The following is an 18,456-nucleotide window of genomic DNA, read 5'->3' on the forward strand; positions in this document are numbered from 1 at the left end:
TCGATCCGGTTTTCGGCACAGCCCGGTTGAACCGTTGGTCCTGGCTGTCATCCCCTTTTACCTAATCCCCCCTCGGAATTGTGCAGCATTGCGATTGCAACACGAGGATTTCGAGGCGGATCTGACTGGACGCGTCGCGCCAGTGGCTGTGCCCGATTGCTGGGCTAAACGCCTTTGTTGTTGCTTTTGATTTGCGCGTCGCGCACCAACGCGGCGAGGCGGTAGAACCCGTGCGCCATCTTGGAAAAGGGTATTAACAGGAAAAAGACCAGCACTGCACCCAGATGCAGCGCCAGAAGCGCCGGCATCAGCGCAATCGCTCCCGCCGCATAGAGCGCAAGGCCCGAAACCGCCACCATCAGCAGGAGCAGAACAAAGGCCATTTCCCCGCCCCAGACCCGCGTATCACCGAGTGTTTTTTCGCCCTTCGGTTTCAGCCAAGCCAGTTGTGCCGCACCAAGGCTCAGGAGTATTCCGCCAGATACGCCCAGCAACTTCGGCAGCGAAGGCAACGTATAGGGTGCAGGCATGTCAAAGACATAGTGCATGACCGTACCCGCCACCTTGGCGGCGAAACACAGCAGAAAGCCCCACATCGTCAACTGATGGCCGATGCGGCGCAATTGGGTAAACCGGTCTTCGGCCTCAAAGTTGCAGCCTTGTCCCTGGCCGCCCGACAAATCCTTCATCTGCGCGGTTCTGCTCAGGGCATGGCGGATGTGGGAAAGACGAACCCTCTTCCCGCCCACATGTCGCCAATAGCCGCGCAGAGAGACAAACAGCGCCACCAGAGGCAGCAGGAAGGCCGGCAAGAAGATCGAGACCATCAGACCATGGCTCATCACCGCATAGAAACCTTCACCGCTTTCAGGCCGCAAAGCTTGGGCAACCCAAAATAGCACTGCAAATCCCAGCATCAGAGCAAAAGCCAGTGCGGTACCGCTGCGCTGGAACAGCCTGGCCAATTGCCCGGACCAGGCAAATCGCTCCCAGCTTTCGGTGCGCACCTCGGCCAGTATTCCGGGCAGGTTCAGGTCGAATTCATGCGGTTCGGTGTACTGGCGGGCGTAATGGCAACCACGGCAGTTATGGCAAAGATTGGCGAACTGGGTGATATCCGCCTCGTCAAAACTGCGTTGCCGCATGATTGCCGGAAACACCGAACAATAGCCCTCGCAATAGCGGCACGCGTTGCAGATCTCGATCTGGCGGCGGGCTTCGTCGATGCGGGTCGAAGGCTTGCTGTTCATTTGGCTTTGATCAAACATATCGGGCGGCCTCCCGGCCCGCGATGCGACCGAACACCGTACCGATCGTCATGCCGAAACCGGCCAGATAGCCTTGCCCCAGGATCGAGCCTGCCATGGTTTCGCCAGCGGCCCAGAGGTTTTCGATGGGGCCATTGGCGCCCTGCACCTGGGCGTTGTCGTCCACCTTGAAGCCCAGATAGGTGAAGGTAACGCCGGGGCGCAGCGAATAGCCGTAAAAAGGGCGGCTCGGTGATCGGGCGTGCCCAGTTGGTCTTGGGCGGGATGAGGCCTTTGGTGGCCAGGCCGTCCAGCTCGGTCGGATGAAAATTGCCGGGACGGCAGGCCGCGTTGAAAGCATTGATCGTCTCAGATAGCTTCACCGGATCAAGGCCCAGTTTACCCGCCAGTTCCGGGATCGTGTTCGCGGTGACCGGCGGAAAGACCGAGGGCATGAACAGGTCACTGGACTTGAAATCGTTGATCGAATAGGCCAACTGATCCGGTTCGGCCGCAACCAGCCGCCCCCAAATCGCATAACGCTTGGGTCAGACGTCTTCGCCCTCGTTGTAGAAACGGTCGCCGCTCCTGTTCACCACCACCGAGAATGGCACGCAGTCGAGCCGAGTGACAATGCCGCCATCGAACTTGGGCGAGCGCCCGTCGATGGCGACCGCATGGCATTGGGTCGGGTCACCGATTGACTGCACCCCTTGCTCTAGCAGGTCAAACAGCACATCCCCACGGTTATAGGGCGTGCCGCGGATCAGAAAATTCCGGGCCCCAGGCCTCCACCAGCCGTTCGATATTGCCCTGAAATCCGCCGGAAGCCACCACGACAGCTGGCGGGCTGAGACTGTGGCGCTCGCCGCGATGGGTGAAATCTATCCGGGTCACCCGATCGCCGTCCAGTTCCATATGGGTCACCGGCGCCTCATACAATACCTCGATACCCAGCGCTTCCGCAGTGCGGTAATAGGCATTGACCAGCGCCTTGCCGCCGCCCAAAAAAAAAGCGTTGGTGCGGCTCAGCGACAACGTACCCGACAGCGAAGGCTGGAACCGCACGCCACGCGCCTCCATCCAGGGCTGGCTGTCCTGGCTGCCGCGAATGGCGATACGAGCCATGTGCTCATCGGTCTTGCCTTCGGTTACCAGCAGCAGGTCATTGTAATATTCTTCTTCATCATAGGTGCCGGTCAGCACCGACAGCGGTCCATCATGCATGCAACGGAAGTTGCGGGTGTGGCGGGAATTGCCGCCGCGATAGGGTTTTGGCGCGGCCTCCAGCATAGGCACGCGCTTGCCGGCCTCAGCTGAGGTAATCGCAGCGCAGAGGGCGGCATTGCCGCCGCCCACCACGACGATATCGGGTTTGTTTGTCATCGGGCTTGCTTTGGCGTCTTGAACAAGTCCTTGCGCAGGGTCATGAGCGCACCCGGATCGATCCTGGCCTGAATAACAGTTGTCTGATTACTGGCGATGGCCTCTTGCAACGCTGTGCTCATGCCTCCGGGCCCGTCAACCCAAATGCCCTTTCCGCCACAGAGTTCCGCGAACTTGTCAAAGCGCGGTGACTGGATCTCGGCTCCCAGCAGGCGGCCGCCATAGAATTCCTGCTGATAAGCCTTCTCGGCTCCCCATGCCTCGTTGTCCAGGACGACAACCACGATAGGCAGTTTGTGCTGAATGGCTGTCTGGATCTCGATCATGGTATAGCCCACGGCCCCGTCTCCCATGACCGCGACAACCGGACGCTTGGGGTCTGCCGCCTTAGCGCCGATGGCGGCGGCCAGACCAAAGCCGACCAGCCCGAAATCCAGCGGGGTGATCAGGCTCATCGGTGCGTAGTGCGCCAACCTGTCAGCCGCCTGCAGGCAGGTATTGCCCGTGTCCAACGTGACAATCGCGTCTTCAGGCAGGGCTTCGCGTATCTCGGCCAGTGCGCGGCGCGGATGCATCGGCAGAGTTGCGATCTGTGCTTCTTCCTGCCGCTCAGCAGCGAGGCTGGCGATGTCGGCCTTGAAAGCAGCCCGCCAATCGTCCGCCGCCGGCTTCGAGGCTGCAGCGGCCAGCGCCTGCGCCGTCAGCCTTGCATCCGCCTGCACCGCGATTTCGGCCGGGAAATAGCGCCCCACGGCTGAGCCATCGATATCGACATGGGCGATGCGGGTGTCCGCACCGACATAGTCGTTGCTGTGGAAGGTCGAATTGAAGCCAAGCCGCGCACCCAGCACTACCATCACATCGGCCTCTTTGGTCAGGCGGCTGGCCACCCGGTTGCCGCGCGGCCCGGCCTGTCCTGCGAACCAGGGATGGCCATGGCGCATGATGTCGGCGTGACCGGTCGAGGCCACGACGGGCACTTCGAGGGTTTCGGCCAGCGCGGTCAGCGCGTCGCGACCCTTGCCCCATTTAAAGCCACCGCCCGCAAAGATCACCGGGCGCTTCGCGTTTGAGAGCAGGGTTGTGATAGCGCTGATGTCTTCCGGAGCTGCAGGCCCCGGGCGGGCGATGTTCACGGGTTTTGGGTCGAGGGCCGGAACTTCGGCGGCGAACAGATCGCGAGGCACATGCAGCACCACCGGCCCGCGACGGCCCGAATTGGCCAGTCGGATCGCATCCTCCAGCATCGGCGCCAGGCGCGCCGGATCGGTGACCATGACCGACCGTTTGGAGATCGGGGCAAACAGGGCAACCTGATCGACCTCTTGAAACGTGTCCTTGGCATGATCGCAGCGGCTGATGGCGCCGGCGATCACAACCAGCGGCGAATAGGCCAGCTGGGCTTCGGCCACGGCAGTCACGATATTGACCACTCCCGGCCCCGCTTGCGCGCCCAGAACCACGCCGGGCTTGCCAGTCATCCGGGCCCAGGCATCGGCCATATGGCCCGCCGCACGCTCGTCCCGCGCGCCGACATATGAAATCGCGCCGTCCTGATACATGGCATCGTAGAGTTCGAGCATCGAGCCGCCCAGCAACCCGAACACCGTATCAATGCCGTTTGCCTTCAGAACGCGATAAGCGGCTTCGCCGCCGGTGATCATGGTCATTGTTTCAATCCTCGGATCGGAGCCGCAGGTTCTGCGGGTCAAGAATGGCGTCCTGGTGGACGGTCACGGGAATTTCGCAGTTCAGGATCTGCACGCTCAGGCCTTCGAGCGGGGTCCCCTTGCGTACGAACAGCCAGCCCAGCGATTTGCCCACGGTATAGCCATAGCCGCCCGAGGTTGTCAGGCCCACCGGTTTGCCGCCCAGCAGCACCGGCTCGCCGCCGTGAATGTCGATATCCTCCGCGTGCAGCTCGGCATAGAACAGCTCCCATTCCGGAGGGCGCGACAGCAGGGCGTCCTTGCCCACGAAATCGCGGCCTTCGGTGACGACAAAGCGGTCCAACCCCACGTCGAGCGGCCCCACATCGGTGGTCAGCTCGCCGGAGGCGCGATACGCCTTCTCCATCCGCATGCCGTTGAAGGCATAGGAGCCCAGATCGGTGAGCCCATGTTTGTCTCCAGCGGCAAACAGTGCATCGTAGATCTCGCCGATACGGTTCAGCGGCGCGTGCAGTTCCCAACCCAGCTCGCCCACGAAGGAGACCCGCAGCGCATAGCAGGGGATGCCCGCCACTTCGATCTCCCGCCCCGAAAGCCAGGGAAAGGCCTTGTTCGACAGCTCCGCTTCCGTCAGCTCTGCCAAAATATGGCGCGAGGCCGGACCGGACATCGCCAGCATGCCCCAGTCGGCGGTGCGATTGATCATCCGCACATCCTCGCCGTCGCGAATATGCGACTTGATCCAGTCGAAATCCGGATTGGCACGGGCGATAGGAGAGCCGGTGAAATACCGGTTCTCGGTAATGCGCCAGATGGTGATTTCGGTTTCGAACCGCCCCTTTTCCGTCAGCAGGTGGTTCAGGCTGATCCGCCCGTCTTTCGCCGGGATCTTGTTGGCCGACAGACGCTCCAGCAGCTTGCCCGCGTCCCTGCCGATCATTTCGAACTGGGCAAAGGCGCACAGGTCGATTACGCCCGCCGCTTCGCGGGTGGTTTTGGCTTCGGCCATGGCGTTGGCGTGCCACGGCTGATGGCCCCAGCCAATCTGCTCTTTCTCACCCACCTTGCCGAAATAACGCGGGCGCTCCCAGCCGGCGATTTCGCCAAATACCGCTCCCTTGGCGGCCAGACGGTTATAAAGCGGTTGTCGGCCTATCGGGCGCAGGCTTTCGAACTGCTTGCCAGGGCACGGCGTGTCGTGTCGCCGCATGAACTCGTCCTTGGTTCGTTCGACGATGAAGTGGTCGGTGGTGAAATCGCCATAACGGCGGGGATCCATGCCCCGTGTGTTTATTGGCGTTTCACCATGCACCATCCAGTCGGCCAGCACTTTGCCCGCACCACCGCCCCACGCGAGGCCAATGGACGAGCCGCAGGACAGCCAGACATTCGGCGCACCAGAGGGGCCGACCAGCATTCCGCCATCGGGTGTATGGGTGATCGCGCCCCGCACCACGCGCTTGATGCCAAGTTCCGCCAGCACCGGCATCTTTTCGAACGCCACCATCAGGAAGTCGCCAATCGAGTCGTAATCCGCATCGAACAGCTCATTCTCTGCGGCCCAGGGCGCGCCTTCCGGCATTTCCCAGACGGTCGGACAGACATGACCTTCGTAAATGCCGATCAGGCCCGATTTCTGCTCCTGCCGGATATAGCCGCCAAAGGCGTTGTCACGCATCACCGGCAGTTCTGGGCGGTCCATGAATTCCGGTACGGTATCGGTCACCAGATAATGGTGCAGACAGGAAACCGAAGGGATCCTGAGCCCGAACCACTCGCCCACCTGGTTGGCATAGGACCCGGCGGCAATCACCACATGTTCGGCCAGGACATCACCTTTTTCTGTGCGCAGCAGCCACATATCGCCCTTGCGGGAGGCGCCCAGAACACGATTGCGGCGTTCGATCCTGGCACCGCGCGCACGGGTGGCGGCAGCCAGTGCCATGGTCACCGAAGACGGGTCGATATGGCCATCCTCAAAGGTCTGCACTGCCGCCTTGACGTTGTCCACCTTGTAGAAGGGATTCAGCTTGGCGATTTCTTCCGGACCGACCAGCTCCATGGGCAGATCCAAGAGCTTGCCAACGCCCATGATCGACTTCATCCAGTCGACCTCATCGTCAGTCGTCGCGATACGGAAACCGCCGACCTCGTGCCAGCCGATGGACTGACCGGTTTCCTTCTCGACCCGCTTGTAGGTCTCGATGGAGGTCTTGTTGATCCAACCCGCCAGACGGCTGTCCACGGCATGGGCGATCTGGCCCGCCGCGTGCCAGGTCGAGCCCGAGGTCAGCTCTGCCTTTTCAAACAGGATGGTGTCGGTCCAGCCGTTCTCGGCCAGCTGGAATTGGGCGGCCACGCCCATAATGCCGCCGCCGATGATGGCGACCTGCGTGGTGCGGGTGGTATCATTCATGTGTAAACGCCTCTTTGGCGGGTTTCAGCGAAGCCTTGGCCCCGTAGCGGGTGCAGGCGATTTCGACTTCGAAGCCGCTTACGACGGTGTCTTTGGCGAGTTGATCCAGCGGTGTTTCAATCATCGCAAGGGCAACGGACCGACCGAATTTGTAACTCCAGGCTGCCGAGGTCACCTGACCCACGACATTGCCATCCAAGTAAACCGGCTCGTCATGGATCGGGATCGCATTCGGATCGTCAAACAGGATCGAGACAATCCGTCGTTCCGGCACATGCCTTTTCAGGGCCTCTTCACCCACAAATCCCGAGCCAAAGGCGCAAAAGGTGCCCAGGCCCGCCTCCTGCGGCGTGGTGCCGGGGCCGAGTTCATGGCCAAAGGCGCGGAAACCACTTTCGATCCGCAAGGACCCGCTGGCAAACAGCCCGGCATGGCTGGCGCCAGCCGCCACCAGAGCCTCATAGGCTGCCATCGCCAAATCCGCAGGGATGTAAAGCTCGTAACCCTCCTCTCCGGTGAAACTCAGCCGCCCTGCCCAGCCCCTCGCAAGGCCGATCTCGACCGGAGCAAACCTGAAGCGTTTCAGATCCGGCACCGGGCTGTTTGTAGTGGCTTGCAACACCTCGCGCGCCCTGGCACCTGCCAGACCGATGATCGCATAACCGCTGGTCACGTCGGTGAATTCTACTTGAAACGCACCTTTGGTCTCGCGCATCCGCTTCAGGTCGCGTACGACCTCGCCTGTGCCCACGATCATCAGAAAGGTGTCCGGACCGTGCCGCTGAACGGTGATATCAGACTCGATTCCACCCTTCTTGTTCAGAATTTGCGTATAGGCAATGCGGTCTTCAGGGATGTCCATCTGCGCTGCGCAAAGCCGGTTGAGGAAGGCACAGGCATCAGGCCCCTGCACAAGGATCTTGCCAAATGCGGATTGATCCAGAATGGCAGCGCCATTGCGGCACGCGTCAACTTCCTTCTCAACCTGGTCGCGCCATTTCGGCACCCCGAAGGTGAGCGGCAGATGCGCCGGCCCGCCACCGAAATGAACGGCGCGCTCCCAGCCGCCCCGGCTTTCAAACCGTGCACCCGCCGCCACCAGCCCGGCATGGATGGGCGAGCGGCGCTGGCCACGGGCGGTCTCCATCGAGCGGCCCGGGAACGGGTTGTCGTAGTGTCGGCCCAGCACCTCGGGGATGCGCGCCTCTAACGCGCCCAGCACGTTCATTTCTGGGCTGAACCGGCGGATATCGGCCTCGTTCAGCTCCATCGTCGGCTCGCCCGCAATGATCCATTCCGCCATCGCCTTGCCCGCGCCACCCGCCAGCGCGATGCCGGTCGAGTTCATGCCTCCCATCAGGAACAGGCCCGGCACTTCGGGGCTTTCGCCCAGCATGAACTGGCTGTCGAGCGTAAAGCTCTCCGGCCCGTTCAACAGCATCCGTACTTCGGCCTTCTCCAATGCCGGTATGCGGCGCAGGGCATTCTCCATCATCGGCATGAAATGGTCCCAGTCCTCGTCCAGAAGATCAAAGGAGAAATCCTTGGGCAGCCGGTCCAGCGGCAGGCCCCTGGCATGCGGTTCGAAACAGCCGACCAGCAGCCCCTCGACATCGTCGCGCGCATACAGGAACGCATCCTGATCGTTCAGCGTCGGAAGATGCGCGCCCTTGCCCAGTGCCTGTACCTCTTTCAGCGGCTTGGTCAGGATGTAAAAATGCTCGCAGGCATAAAGCGGCATATGGGCGCCGGCCATCGCCGCCACCTCGCGCGACCAGAGACCGCAGGCAATCACCACCTCATCCGCCTCGATCAGATGGCCGCCAACCTCAACGCCGGAAATTCGCCCGCCCTTCTTTTTCAGGCCAGTGACCGCGGTGTCCTCAAAGATCCGCACACCCCGTGCGCGCGCGCCTTTGGACAGTGCCAGCGCCACATCCGAAGGGTTCACCCGTCCATCGGCAGGCGACCAGACCGCGCCGATTAAATCGTCGGTCTCAATCAGTGGCCACAACTCCTTGGCACGATTGGCATCTACAACCTCGGCCTCCAGACCGAAGGCACGACCCAGCGAGACCTGGCGCTTGATATTGGTCAGCCGGTCCTCATTGGTGGCCAGCGTCAGCGAGCCGGTCTGGGTCCAGCCGGTGGCCTGGCCGGTTTCCATCTCCAGCTCGCCATACAGGTCGATCGAATAGTTGATCAGCCTGGTCAACGTTGCCGAGGGCCGCAGACGGCGCACCAGACCGGCGGCATGCCAGGTGGTGCCCGAGGTCAGCTTGGAACGTTCCAGCACCACGATATCCTTTCGCCCTTCGCGAGCAAGGTGGTAAGCGATGGAACAGCCGATGACACCGCCGCCGATGATGACCGTGCGGGCGTGGGAGGGAAGGCTCATTGAATTACTCCGTCACGGATAAGCGCGGAAATGGTGCCGCGAAATTGCTCAACGGCCTCGTCGATCAGAGCCGGGGTGTGTGGCAGCCCCGTCACGCAGGAGGTGAAGGACATGAAATCCACCCCCCGCTCCAGCAGCCCGTCGCGCAGGCCCTTGACGATGGCGGGAGGGGTCTTGCGGATCGCCGCCGCGTCCAGCCCGTCAATCGAGGTGTCGCCGAAATAAAGGTGGCAGGTAGAGCTGTCGCCATAGGCCAGCGCCTGAACCTCCAGATCGCGGAACACCGCGTTGAACCCGGCGCGCAGTCGCGCAGCCATGGCATCGGCATGGACCTGCACATCGCCGGTGGAGAGAATCTCCATCGCCCTGATCGCGCCTGCCGCCACCATCGGGGCTGCATTGAATGTGCCTTTGTGGCTGACTGGCGGGGAAAGCCCGTCGCGGGTCTCGGCAGGGCTTAGCAGCTCCATGATCTCTGCCTTGCCGACGACCGCGCCGCCGGGCAGTCCGCCGGTCACCACCTTGGCCAGCGTGGTCAGGTCCGGTATCACGCCATCGCGCGCCTGACGCCCGCCGGGTGACCAGCGTAGACCGGTAATTACCTCATCAAAGATCAGCACATGGCCGCTGCGATCCGCCAGCGTGCGGATGCCCTGCAGAAAGCCCTCGGGCAGCGGCACCGAACCGTAATTGGCGCCGGAGGCCTCGACAAAAACGGTACCGATCTGCGAGTCGCTGTTTAAAAGCGCGGCGATCGTATCCAGATCCGGCGGCACCACCACGGTCAGATCGCTAACCGCCTGCGGCACGCCCAGCGAAGGCGGTGTATTGGCGCCAGGCTTGGCCCCTTTGATCAGCATGTCGTGCCAGCCGTGGAAGTGCCCGTCGATGCGCAGGACCTTGTCGCGGCCCGAATGTGCACGGCCTAGCCGCAGGGCCAGCATGGTGGATTCGGTGCCCGATCCGGTGAAGCGCACCCGCTCGGCGCAAGGAAACAGGCGGCAGAGCCACTCGGCCCATTCGATCTCCAACGGATTGCAATCCCCGGTGTAGGGCATTTCCGTCATCTGGCGTGCAACCGCCTCGGCGATCTCGGGATGGGCATGACCCAGAATCTGGCTGGCGGCACCCAGCTTGAAATCGATGTAGCGCTTGCCTTCGACATCCCACTTTTCAGCGCCATTGGCCCGTTGAAAATAGATCTGATGCGGCGTCTTGTATCGGAGTTCGTGACTCACCCCGCCCGGCATGACTGCACGGGCACGTGATGTAAGATCCGCATTTTTGAAACTGTTTTGTGCCATCCGTGGCCAAACTCCTGTGACGGTGCGGTGCTGACATTCCGGTGCGCGCGTTTCTGCCACTAAAGTTCAAAAACGGGGGCTGCGACAACATTAAAAAAAGCACCCAACAGATGAGCGATAATCACCTGTGAGCTGTTGGGTAGCTGTCAGTCACCCAAGCCGGCTGGCGGCGGTCGCGGCGCCCTGACGCACGAACCATTGCACGATTTCGTCGAGCAACGGCGGGGATGACTGTTGTTTGTTCACAATCAGGTAATAGCCGCGCAACTGCGGCGAAGCGATCCTCGAGAGCGGCACCAGCCGGCCGTTGCCGATGTCATCGTCAATCAGAGGAGACCAGCCGATCGCCGCCCCCTGCCCTTCAATCGCTCCTCGAAACACCACGTTTTCGTCGTCGATGATCATACCGACGCGGTCGGACGTGCCGCTGAGCCCCGCATTCTGAAACCATTTGTTCCATTCATCCCGGTTGCGGTAATGCAGCAGCGGGAAGTGCAGAACATCTTCTGCGTCAGTCGGCATGCCCAGACGCTCCACGAGGTCGGGCGAAGCCACCGGTACCGCGCGGACCGGTAAAATCAGTTGTGCCTCGCGGTCGCTCCAATTGCGCGGCCCCCATAGAAGCAGGAAGTCGGATTTGGTCTCGGCGATGTTTTCCTCGGCGGGCATGCGCGTCAGGCGTAGTTCGACATTGGGGAAATCCTGCCAGAACTGGCTCAGACGAGGCGTCAGCCAGCGCGCGGCAAAGCTGGGGCCAACAGCGATGGACACCACCAGACGGTCGCTCGCCTTTGCAATTTCTGCAGTGGTGGCTTCGATTATGTCAAACGCTGCCGAACAGGCTCGCATCAGCTTGTCGCCCTTTTCGGTCAGCGTTACCTGCCGCGTGCTGCGGGTAAAAAGCTGCACCCCGATCCGCTCCTCCAGACGGCGAATGTGGTGGCTCACTGCCGTAGGCGTGACATGCAGTTCCTGGCTTGCGAGTTTGAAACTGCCAAGCCGCGCCGCTGCTTCGAACGCCTTTAGGGCATGCAGATTGGGAAGATCGCGTTTCATGCGACTCTATAGATAATCTGGTGTCATCCAAGGCAACACATTTTTGATGCCGCCAGTTTTTTGGCCGCGCAAAACGTTCTGTCAAGTAATTTAGAGGACAAAAAATATCATCAAAGCGGGTGGCTCAGCACCACTGATTTCTGCACGGTATAGGCCGCCATCGCCGCCACACCTTTTTCGCGCCCTACGCCGCTTTCCTTTACGCCGCCGAATGGGATGGTATCACCTCCCTGCAGGAACCCGTTGACGAATACCTGCCCGGCCTCGACCCGGCGGGCAAAATGCATCGCTTCGGTGACATCGGGCGTATAGATCCCTGCCGCCAGCCCAAATGGGGTTGCGTTGGAAATCGCCAGCGCCTCTTCGAGATCCTCGGCGATATGGGTGCACAGCACCGGGCCAAAAACCTCGCATTGCGCGATTTCTGCCTGTACCGGCACATCGGTGAAAATGGTGGGCCGGTAGAAGGCGCCGTTGGGCAGGTCCGGCAGCTGCGCCGCGACCCCGCCGGTCACGCAGGTCAGCCCGGCGGCCCTGGCCCGCTCGACAAATCCATCCACCCGCGCCAGATGCGCGGCCGAGGCCAACGGTCCAAGATCGGGGTCATCCAATCCGTGGCCCATCGTCATCTTTTCCGCATGGGCGATTATCCGGCCGACAATCTGGTCATGCAGGCCCGCCGTGGTGATCAGCCGTGACCCCGAGGTGCACACCTGGCCGCCATTGAAAAAAATTCCGCGAATGATCCCCCGCGCCACCTCGTCGGGGTCTGCCCCCGGCAGGGCCACCACCGGCGACTTGCCACCCAGTTCAAGCGTAACCCCGGCAATCGGGTTCGCCGCCGCCCGCATGATCTTGCGCCCGGTGGCTGTCGAGCCAGTAAACGTCACCTGGGCCACTTTGGGATGTTCGGCCAGCGCCGCGCCGGTTTGCCCTGCCCCGGTCACCACATTGAACACGCCCGGCGGCACACCGGCTTCACCGGCAAGTTCCGCGACGGCCAACGCCGAAAGCGGCGTGGTTTCGGCTGGTTTCGCCACAATGGTCGCCCCGGCCGCCAACGCCGGGGCTGCGCCCCGAGCGAGGGTAGAAATCGGATAATTCCAGGGGAGGATATGCGCGGTGACGCCAACCGGTTCAAGCAGGGTCAACGCGGTCTGATCCAGGCCAATCGGTATCGTCTCGCCGTTCAGTTTGTCGCAAAGCCCGGCGTAAAACCGGAAATAGGCGGCACATCGGCCCACGTCGCGCCTGGCCTGCACCAGCGGCTTGCCCATGCAGAGCACATCCAGCCGCGCCAGACGCTCGGTGGCCTGATCGATCAGATCCGCCAACCGCAGCATCACCGCCCCCCGCGCGCCGGGCAGCATCCGGACCCAAGCGCCGCGCAGAGCCTGATGCGCTGACAGCACGGCGGCATCCACTTCGGCTGCTCCGGCCTCGGGCACCCGTCCGATGACCTCGCCATTGGCCGGGTCCACCAGATCCCGGCGCGGCAGTGCTTCACCCTGCCTTTCGCCGTCAATCCAAATAAAGTCGTGGCGGTTCAGATTTTCAGGGATCATCTCATGCACGGCGGTCAGCTTGCCTTATTCATCATTGCTCTGGGCAGGCGAATATCAAAACGCGCACGCAATTCCCGGTCGATCTCTGCCGGAATATGCGCCGGAAAATACTCGGCCAGCAGGCGGCGGGTTTTTTCCTTGGCCACCTCGCCAATCGGTTTCGCACCGTCCGCCTCCCATTCTCTCGGTGTGCGCCGATCCCCCAGATGCGGATAGAAGTAATCCGATTTCATTCGCGTGAAGGTATGCATATGACCCAGATAATGCCCTTCGCCCCGGCAGACATTGGCGATCACGTCCTCGCCGATGTTTTCGGCCGTCACTTCGACCCCGCGCAAAGTGCGCAGGATATTGCCCAGCATGTCGTTGTCCACCACATAGGCCGCGTGGCTCACCCCCAGCAGGCTCGCCTGCATGCCGCAGGACTGTGTGATCAGATTGCTGCCCGCATGCGCCGCCAGGGAAACCGCCAGGCATTTTTCCGCACCATATTGCGCGTCATGGGTTTTCGCATCGGTGATTCCGGCAATCGAGGTGGTGGGCAGGTCATAAAAGCGCCCCATCTGCGCGGCACCGGCCATCAGGATCGCCTGTTCGCCACCGCCGCCGCACATCGAGCCGGTGCGCAGGTCTGCCACCAGCGGCTTGGGGCCAAAGATCGCCGCCACATTCGGATCAACCAACTGTACAAAAACCAGCCCGGCCAGGGTTTCGGCAATCGCCTGTGTCAGCGACCCGGCAATGGTGGCGGGGCTGGTCGCACCCGCCTGCCCGGCCGAGATCAACTGCACTGGAAACCCCGCCTCGACAGCCAGTTCCAGAACCTCAAGCGCCTCTTCGGCAAAGCGCATCGGCGGCACCACATGGCACACCATGACGGTCAGGAAGGGGCGCGCGCGAAAGTTTGCCTCACCGCCAGCCAGCATGTAACACAGATCGCGGATCGCCGGCACATGTGCCGGTTCGGTAATCGAGACGGACACGTGTTTTGATGTGCCTGACAGGCAGGCATAGGCCGTGTTCACGTCCATGGCCTCATTGTCATCCACATCCCGCGCCACGATCGAACGCGAGAAGTGATGAATGTTCTCCATCGCGTCACACAGCCGCGCCGCGTCATAGAGATCCTGAAGAGAGCCATCGCGATAGGCGCCGGTTTCCAGATCGAAAACCCCTGGCGCGCCACCACCGGACGACATATGCACCCGGTTCCCCGACAGATCCAGTTCCCGACCCGGTTCCTGGCCATAAAGCACGACATCGCGGCGGGCATTGGCCAGTGTTTTCCGGACCAGTTCACGCGGGAACAACAACCGCTTGTCATCGCTCAGCGATCCACCGGCAGCAACGACTTTTTCGATCATCGAAGGTATGGCCTGCGACATCCCCAGCGTTTCCAGAAGCCGCAACGCTGCCTCATTCACGTGCGCAGCTTCATCCGCGGTCAGCGGATCGAACCGACCGCCTTCGATGCCGGGCCAGACCGGTGGCTTTTCGTCGGTCGGGTTTTCCGCCGAGGCCAACCTTTGATCGCGCCCGCGCCGCCGTGTTCTACCGCTTGCCATGGAAGTTCCTTTCGGGCAATGAGTCTCGCACATGAAAGCGGAGTTTAGTTGAAGCTAAACACGCCGACAAAAGCGAATTTGTCTCTCATAAGATTAGTTTTTCTCATCCAACCTTCAGCAGGTTACTTGCCGAGCTTGGACGTGAGCCGAAATTCAAACTTTTCATCGTGCTGGACGCGGTTTTGGATGATTTAGTTTGCAATTGAAGCCCTATCTCTTTGTCAGTTCTGCCAGCTTCCTTGACGTTGATCTGCCAGCCGTCATGTCCAGATAGATCTGATCTTTTGTCGTCATCGCGACAAACTCTCTACCGCTCAATACCGCCAAACCCTACACCTTCGGAACTGCAGGGCGTCCACTCGTTCATAGCCCTCAGCAGACCCTTATTCCCGGTCTTCCGGGTCAGGTTCTGACGAACTGGCGGCTTTCATTGCGGTTATCAATGCGTCGACGGGCTCTGAATCGGCAAACGCACGCTTTTTGACTGCTTCCAAAGGAAAACCGGGCCACGTTTTCTGATAAACTCTGGCTAGTCGGCGTGCTTCCTGATGTTCACCGTTTTCCCAATGGGCCGCCATCAGGTAGGCTGTGGAAATCGGCCCGAACGGTCCGCCATGCGCGATCGTATCCTCAAAGGTACGAATTGAAGCAACATAGTTGCCGGTATGAAACCATGCCGCCCCGAGGGCATTGCCAAAAACCTGTCCGCCACCACTTTTCGCCAGTTTTTCGTAATGTCCGGATTGGGACAGAATCCGATCATAGTTCGATGTATAGAGAGAAATCAAAGCATCGAATTCTGCGATATGCGGATCGTTGGGCGCCAGGTCGACGGCCCGGACGGACAGCGAGGATGCCGTGTTGTAGTTTCCCAGCCCGAATTCCAGCCAGGCACGGGCTGATAGCGCCCAGGGGGCATCCGGGGCCAGTTCCAATGCGTGGGCGCTGGCCTTGTCGGCGGATTTTAACAGTTCACCCGAAACGGGATCCGCAAACTGAAGCATGGCCAACATGGTTTCAACCTGTGCCGAGCCGGCGTAACCGCCGAAATAATGCGGGTCCCTTTCGACCGCAGTTTTAAAGATCAGCAACGCGGGCTGAAGACGGGCCTGGTCAACCACAGGGAAAATCAGATCGCGCCCGGCCTTGCAAAGGTTCATCGCCTCGACGCGTGCAGGGGATACATCGTGGATAGCTCCTTGTGCGTTTTTCGCGCCTCTGGATTGCGAACCACGGCCAAGGTAGGCCGTCGCGAAGAGACCGAAAATGACCAGTGCGATGCCAAGCGCGGCCGCGGTTGCGAAGAACCATCGCTGGCGTAGGGGATGCGGGGAATGATCAGATCTTGACCTGAATTCCGGTGTGTAATTTCCGACCGGCAGCGAAATACCCACCGGGTCAGTTGCGCCGTCGCCGTTATAATACGCTTTCAGTTTGCGCCGGACGCGCCCGGCATCAACACGCACGACCCCTTCACGTTTTGACAGGTCGTCGGCGCTGTAGCCATAGACATCCATTGCGATGGTTTTTGCACGAATTTCATCCGACCGGCCGGCAAGCGCTTCGGCCACCACATAGCTCAGGAAGGATCGCATGCGGGCCGAACCCTTGAATTCTCGCGACCTCAAAACACGTCCACAGGCTGCGTTGATCTCCTCCGAAGTGAGAGACCGGGTGTTTCGCTGTCGCATGTCATTCCCCCCGGTCGACAAGAACTATCCTTTCATGACAAGAACTTGGCGCCATGTTGCTACGGTAGCATGCGACTTGATACGTTCAAGTCAAATTGTCCGTGGCGCACGCTGGCAGGTGAAAGCACAGAAAGCGCCGCCAATGAATGACGACGAGTTCTTTGATACGCAGTTTCCCGGAGCGTTGTCGCAGCTGCAATCCCTGCGCGCCGCAGACACAGAATTCGACCAGATCTGCAGGGACTATCAGGAAGTATTCGTTGAGTTGGCGCAGTCTCAAACGCCGGGGGCCAGGCTGCATCCCCGCTACTTCGCCGATTTGGCTGAATGCGTGTCGGATCTGCGGAGCAGCATCGAAGTAAGGTTGCAGACCTGAAATCAACAAACAGAACCCCGGCGCATGGATTGAGAGGTCTATCATGAGATTTAGACAAATATTGTTCACGCTGATTACCGGTGCCGGGACTGCATTTGCCGAAGAAAACCCGATTGTTCACGATGGAGAGTTCGAATTCCTGCGTGCGCAGTTTGGTGAAATCTGGGATGCGCAGGATATCGAGATCAACGCGCGACTGGCTGAGATACGCGCGGCCAACGGGGGCAGGCCGCCCAATATTCTGTACATACTGATCGATGACGTGAGCTTTGGTCAGATGGGCGACCGCAAGATGAATTACGTCATGGGGATCGAAACACCGAGCATCAACCAACTGGCCTCCGAAGGCTTGTCACTGATGCGGATGTATACCGAGCCCTCCTGCACACCGACCCGCACGGCCATGCTGACCGGGCGGCACCCTGTTCGCGCAGGCGTGGAGGAGGTAAAGGTGGCGCTGGTGGGAGAGGGTCTTCCTGCCAGCGAAGTGACCTTGCCCGAAATCCTAAGAGAGGTTGGTTACAACACCGCGCATGTGGGCAAATGGCATCAGGGCGATATCGAACAATCCTACCCTCATAATCAGGGTTTCGACTGGGCTGCTTTCCCGCTGCACCAGCAGGTGCAGCTGAGCCTCATGACACCCGACGCGATGCGGGCAAACAACATGCTCGGCTATGTGCCCGAGGGGCAGAGCAACCAGTTTAAATTGGATGAGCGGTTCAAGCCCTATGGTCTGGTGACGGGTGTCGAAGCAGAAGCCGGGGGCAGTGCCCGGGAAGTGGACATGTCGGCAGGCGAGGTGTGGACCCAGGCCAAATACGAAGAGATGAATGAACGTTATCAGCGGCAGATCCTTGAACGGCTGGAGCTTTTGGCTGCCGAGGATGCGCCTTTTTTTCTGCAATACTGGCCGCTGTATCCTCTGAACTTTGTGTACCCGGATCAGGCAATTTCTCGGAACGGCGGGTTCCACGCCGACAAATTGCAGCTGCTGGATGGCTGGATTGGCGATCTGCTGGCCAGACTTGATGAAACCGGTAAGGCCGGCAACACGATTGTGGTGCTGATGGCCGACAATGGCCTGATGTACCATTACGAAGGCACTTCGGGCCTCAATCAGCTGATTTATCGCGGGGGCAAGACACAACATCTGGAAGGCGGTGTGCGCACGGACGCGTTCATTCGCTGGCCCGGTGTGATCGAAGCGGACAGCGCCGCGGGCGATATCTTTCACGTGTCGGATATTTTCACCACGCTGGCCCGGATAGCGGGAGCGACCGACCATATACCGCGCGACCGGGTTATCGACGGCGTGGACCAGACCACCCTGTTGCTGAATGGCGAAGGAAATGGCCGCCGCGACTATGTATATGTCTACGAGGGGCCGGTATTGCGGTCGGTGGTCAAGCAGGAATTCAAGATGCATTTGCCCGCGCCCGGCGAACCAGGCGCTGCGGCACCAACCTATAACATCTACCGTGACCCGCGCGAGCAGCACCCGCTGGTGGGGTATTCACTTTGGGCCGGCGCTTCGTTTCAGGACATGATCAAACGCCATCAGAAAATGATCGCAAAATACCCGCATTCCGAGATTGGAAAGGGCGCGCCCTATGAAGGTATCGAGAATCTTCGACCGGAAACCGAGCTGACGCGTGACGTTTTTATGAGCTGGCAATGAGGTTGGTTGGAAACAAGAAATGCCGGGCTATGCGAATATGTCCACGGATGGGTTACGGCGCGCCCGCGGTCGCCGGACTGAACAAACAATTGGGAGATAGG

At 60.7% G+C, this 18,456-nt stretch carries 11 protein-coding genes and 1 pseudogene; 2 read left to right on the forward strand and 10 right to left on the reverse strand.

The window, feature by feature from the left end; all coding sequences use genetic code 11:
* Positions 1–164: 164 nt before the first annotated feature.
* The 10 genes and pseudogenes from tcuB to ACR0AO_RS20540 form a co-directional block, all read right to left on the reverse strand.
* A complete protein-coding gene (tcuB, locus tag ACR0AO_RS20495) occupies positions 165–1,268 on the reverse strand; it encodes a tricarballylate utilization 4Fe-4S protein TcuB (protein ID WP_480607838.1) in 1,104 nt (367 codons plus the stop codon).
* Positions 1,261–2,633, reverse strand: a pseudogene (tcuA, locus tag ACR0AO_RS20500) (FAD-dependent tricarballylate dehydrogenase TcuA). Before tcuA ends, tcuB begins: the two are co-directional and overlap by 8 nt.
* Positions 2,630–4,303: a thiamine pyrophosphate-binding protein gene (locus tag ACR0AO_RS20505; protein WP_480607841.1), complete on the reverse strand. Its 1,674-nt coding sequence runs from the start codon at positions 4,301–4,303 to the stop codon at positions 2,630–2,632. The pseudogene tcuA and the gene ACR0AO_RS20505 overlap by 4 nt, the downstream one beginning before the upstream one ends.
* Positions 4,304–4,307: 4 nt before the next feature.
* Positions 4,308–6,719 (reverse strand): FAD-dependent oxidoreductase, encoded by a 2,412-nt coding sequence (locus ACR0AO_RS20510; protein ID WP_480607843.1) that lies wholly within the window; start codon positions 6,717–6,719, stop codon positions 4,308–4,310.
* A complete protein-coding gene (locus ACR0AO_RS20515; protein ID WP_480607846.1) occupies positions 6,712–9,117 on the reverse strand; it encodes a GcvT family protein in 2,406 nt (801 codons plus the stop codon). The genes ACR0AO_RS20510 and ACR0AO_RS20515 overlap by 8 nt, the downstream gene beginning before the upstream one ends.
* Complete coding sequence (locus ACR0AO_RS20520; protein ID WP_480607849.1) at positions 9,114–10,421, reverse strand: aspartate aminotransferase family protein; 1,308 nt, start codon at positions 10,419–10,421, stop codon at positions 9,114–9,116. The genes ACR0AO_RS20515 and ACR0AO_RS20520 overlap by 4 nt, the downstream gene beginning before the upstream one ends.
* A gap of 150 nt (positions 10,422–10,571) precedes the next feature.
* Positions 10,572–11,477 carry a LysR substrate-binding domain-containing protein gene (locus tag ACR0AO_RS20525; RefSeq protein WP_480607852.1) on the reverse strand — a complete coding sequence of 302 codons (906 nt, stop codon included), beginning with the start codon at positions 11,475–11,477 and terminating at the stop codon, positions 10,572–10,574.
* Between the two features lie 110 nt (positions 11,478–11,587).
* On the reverse strand, positions 11,588–13,042 hold the full coding sequence (locus tag ACR0AO_RS20530; protein ID WP_480607855.1) for an aldehyde dehydrogenase family protein: 1,455 nt from the start codon (positions 13,040–13,042) through the stop codon (positions 11,588–11,590).
* A gap of 14 nt (positions 13,043–13,056) precedes the next feature.
* A complete protein-coding gene (locus ACR0AO_RS20535; protein ID WP_480607858.1) occupies positions 13,057–14,607 on the reverse strand; it encodes a trimethylamine methyltransferase family protein in 1,551 nt (516 codons plus the stop codon).
* A 383-nt stretch (positions 14,608–14,990) separates the two neighbouring features.
* A complete protein-coding gene (locus ACR0AO_RS20540) occupies positions 14,991–16,202 on the reverse strand; it encodes a tetratricopeptide repeat protein (RefSeq protein WP_480607860.1) in 1,212 nt (403 codons plus the stop codon).
* On the opposite strand from ACR0AO_RS20540, the gene ACR0AO_RS20545 reads away from it, so the two are divergent.
* On the forward strand, positions 16,201–16,674 hold the full coding sequence (locus tag ACR0AO_RS20545; RefSeq protein ID WP_480607862.1) for a hypothetical protein: 474 nt from the start codon (positions 16,201–16,203) through the stop codon (positions 16,672–16,674). The genes ACR0AO_RS20540 and ACR0AO_RS20545 overlap by 2 nt on opposite strands.
* 43 nt (positions 16,675–16,717) lie before the next feature.
* A complete protein-coding gene (locus ACR0AO_RS20550) occupies positions 16,718–18,355 on the forward strand; it encodes a sulfatase-like hydrolase/transferase (protein WP_480607863.1) in 1,638 nt (545 codons plus the stop codon).
* The last annotated feature ends 101 nt before the right edge of the window (positions 18,356–18,456 follow it).

The organism is Ruegeria sp. AF8 (assembly GCF_056541825.1).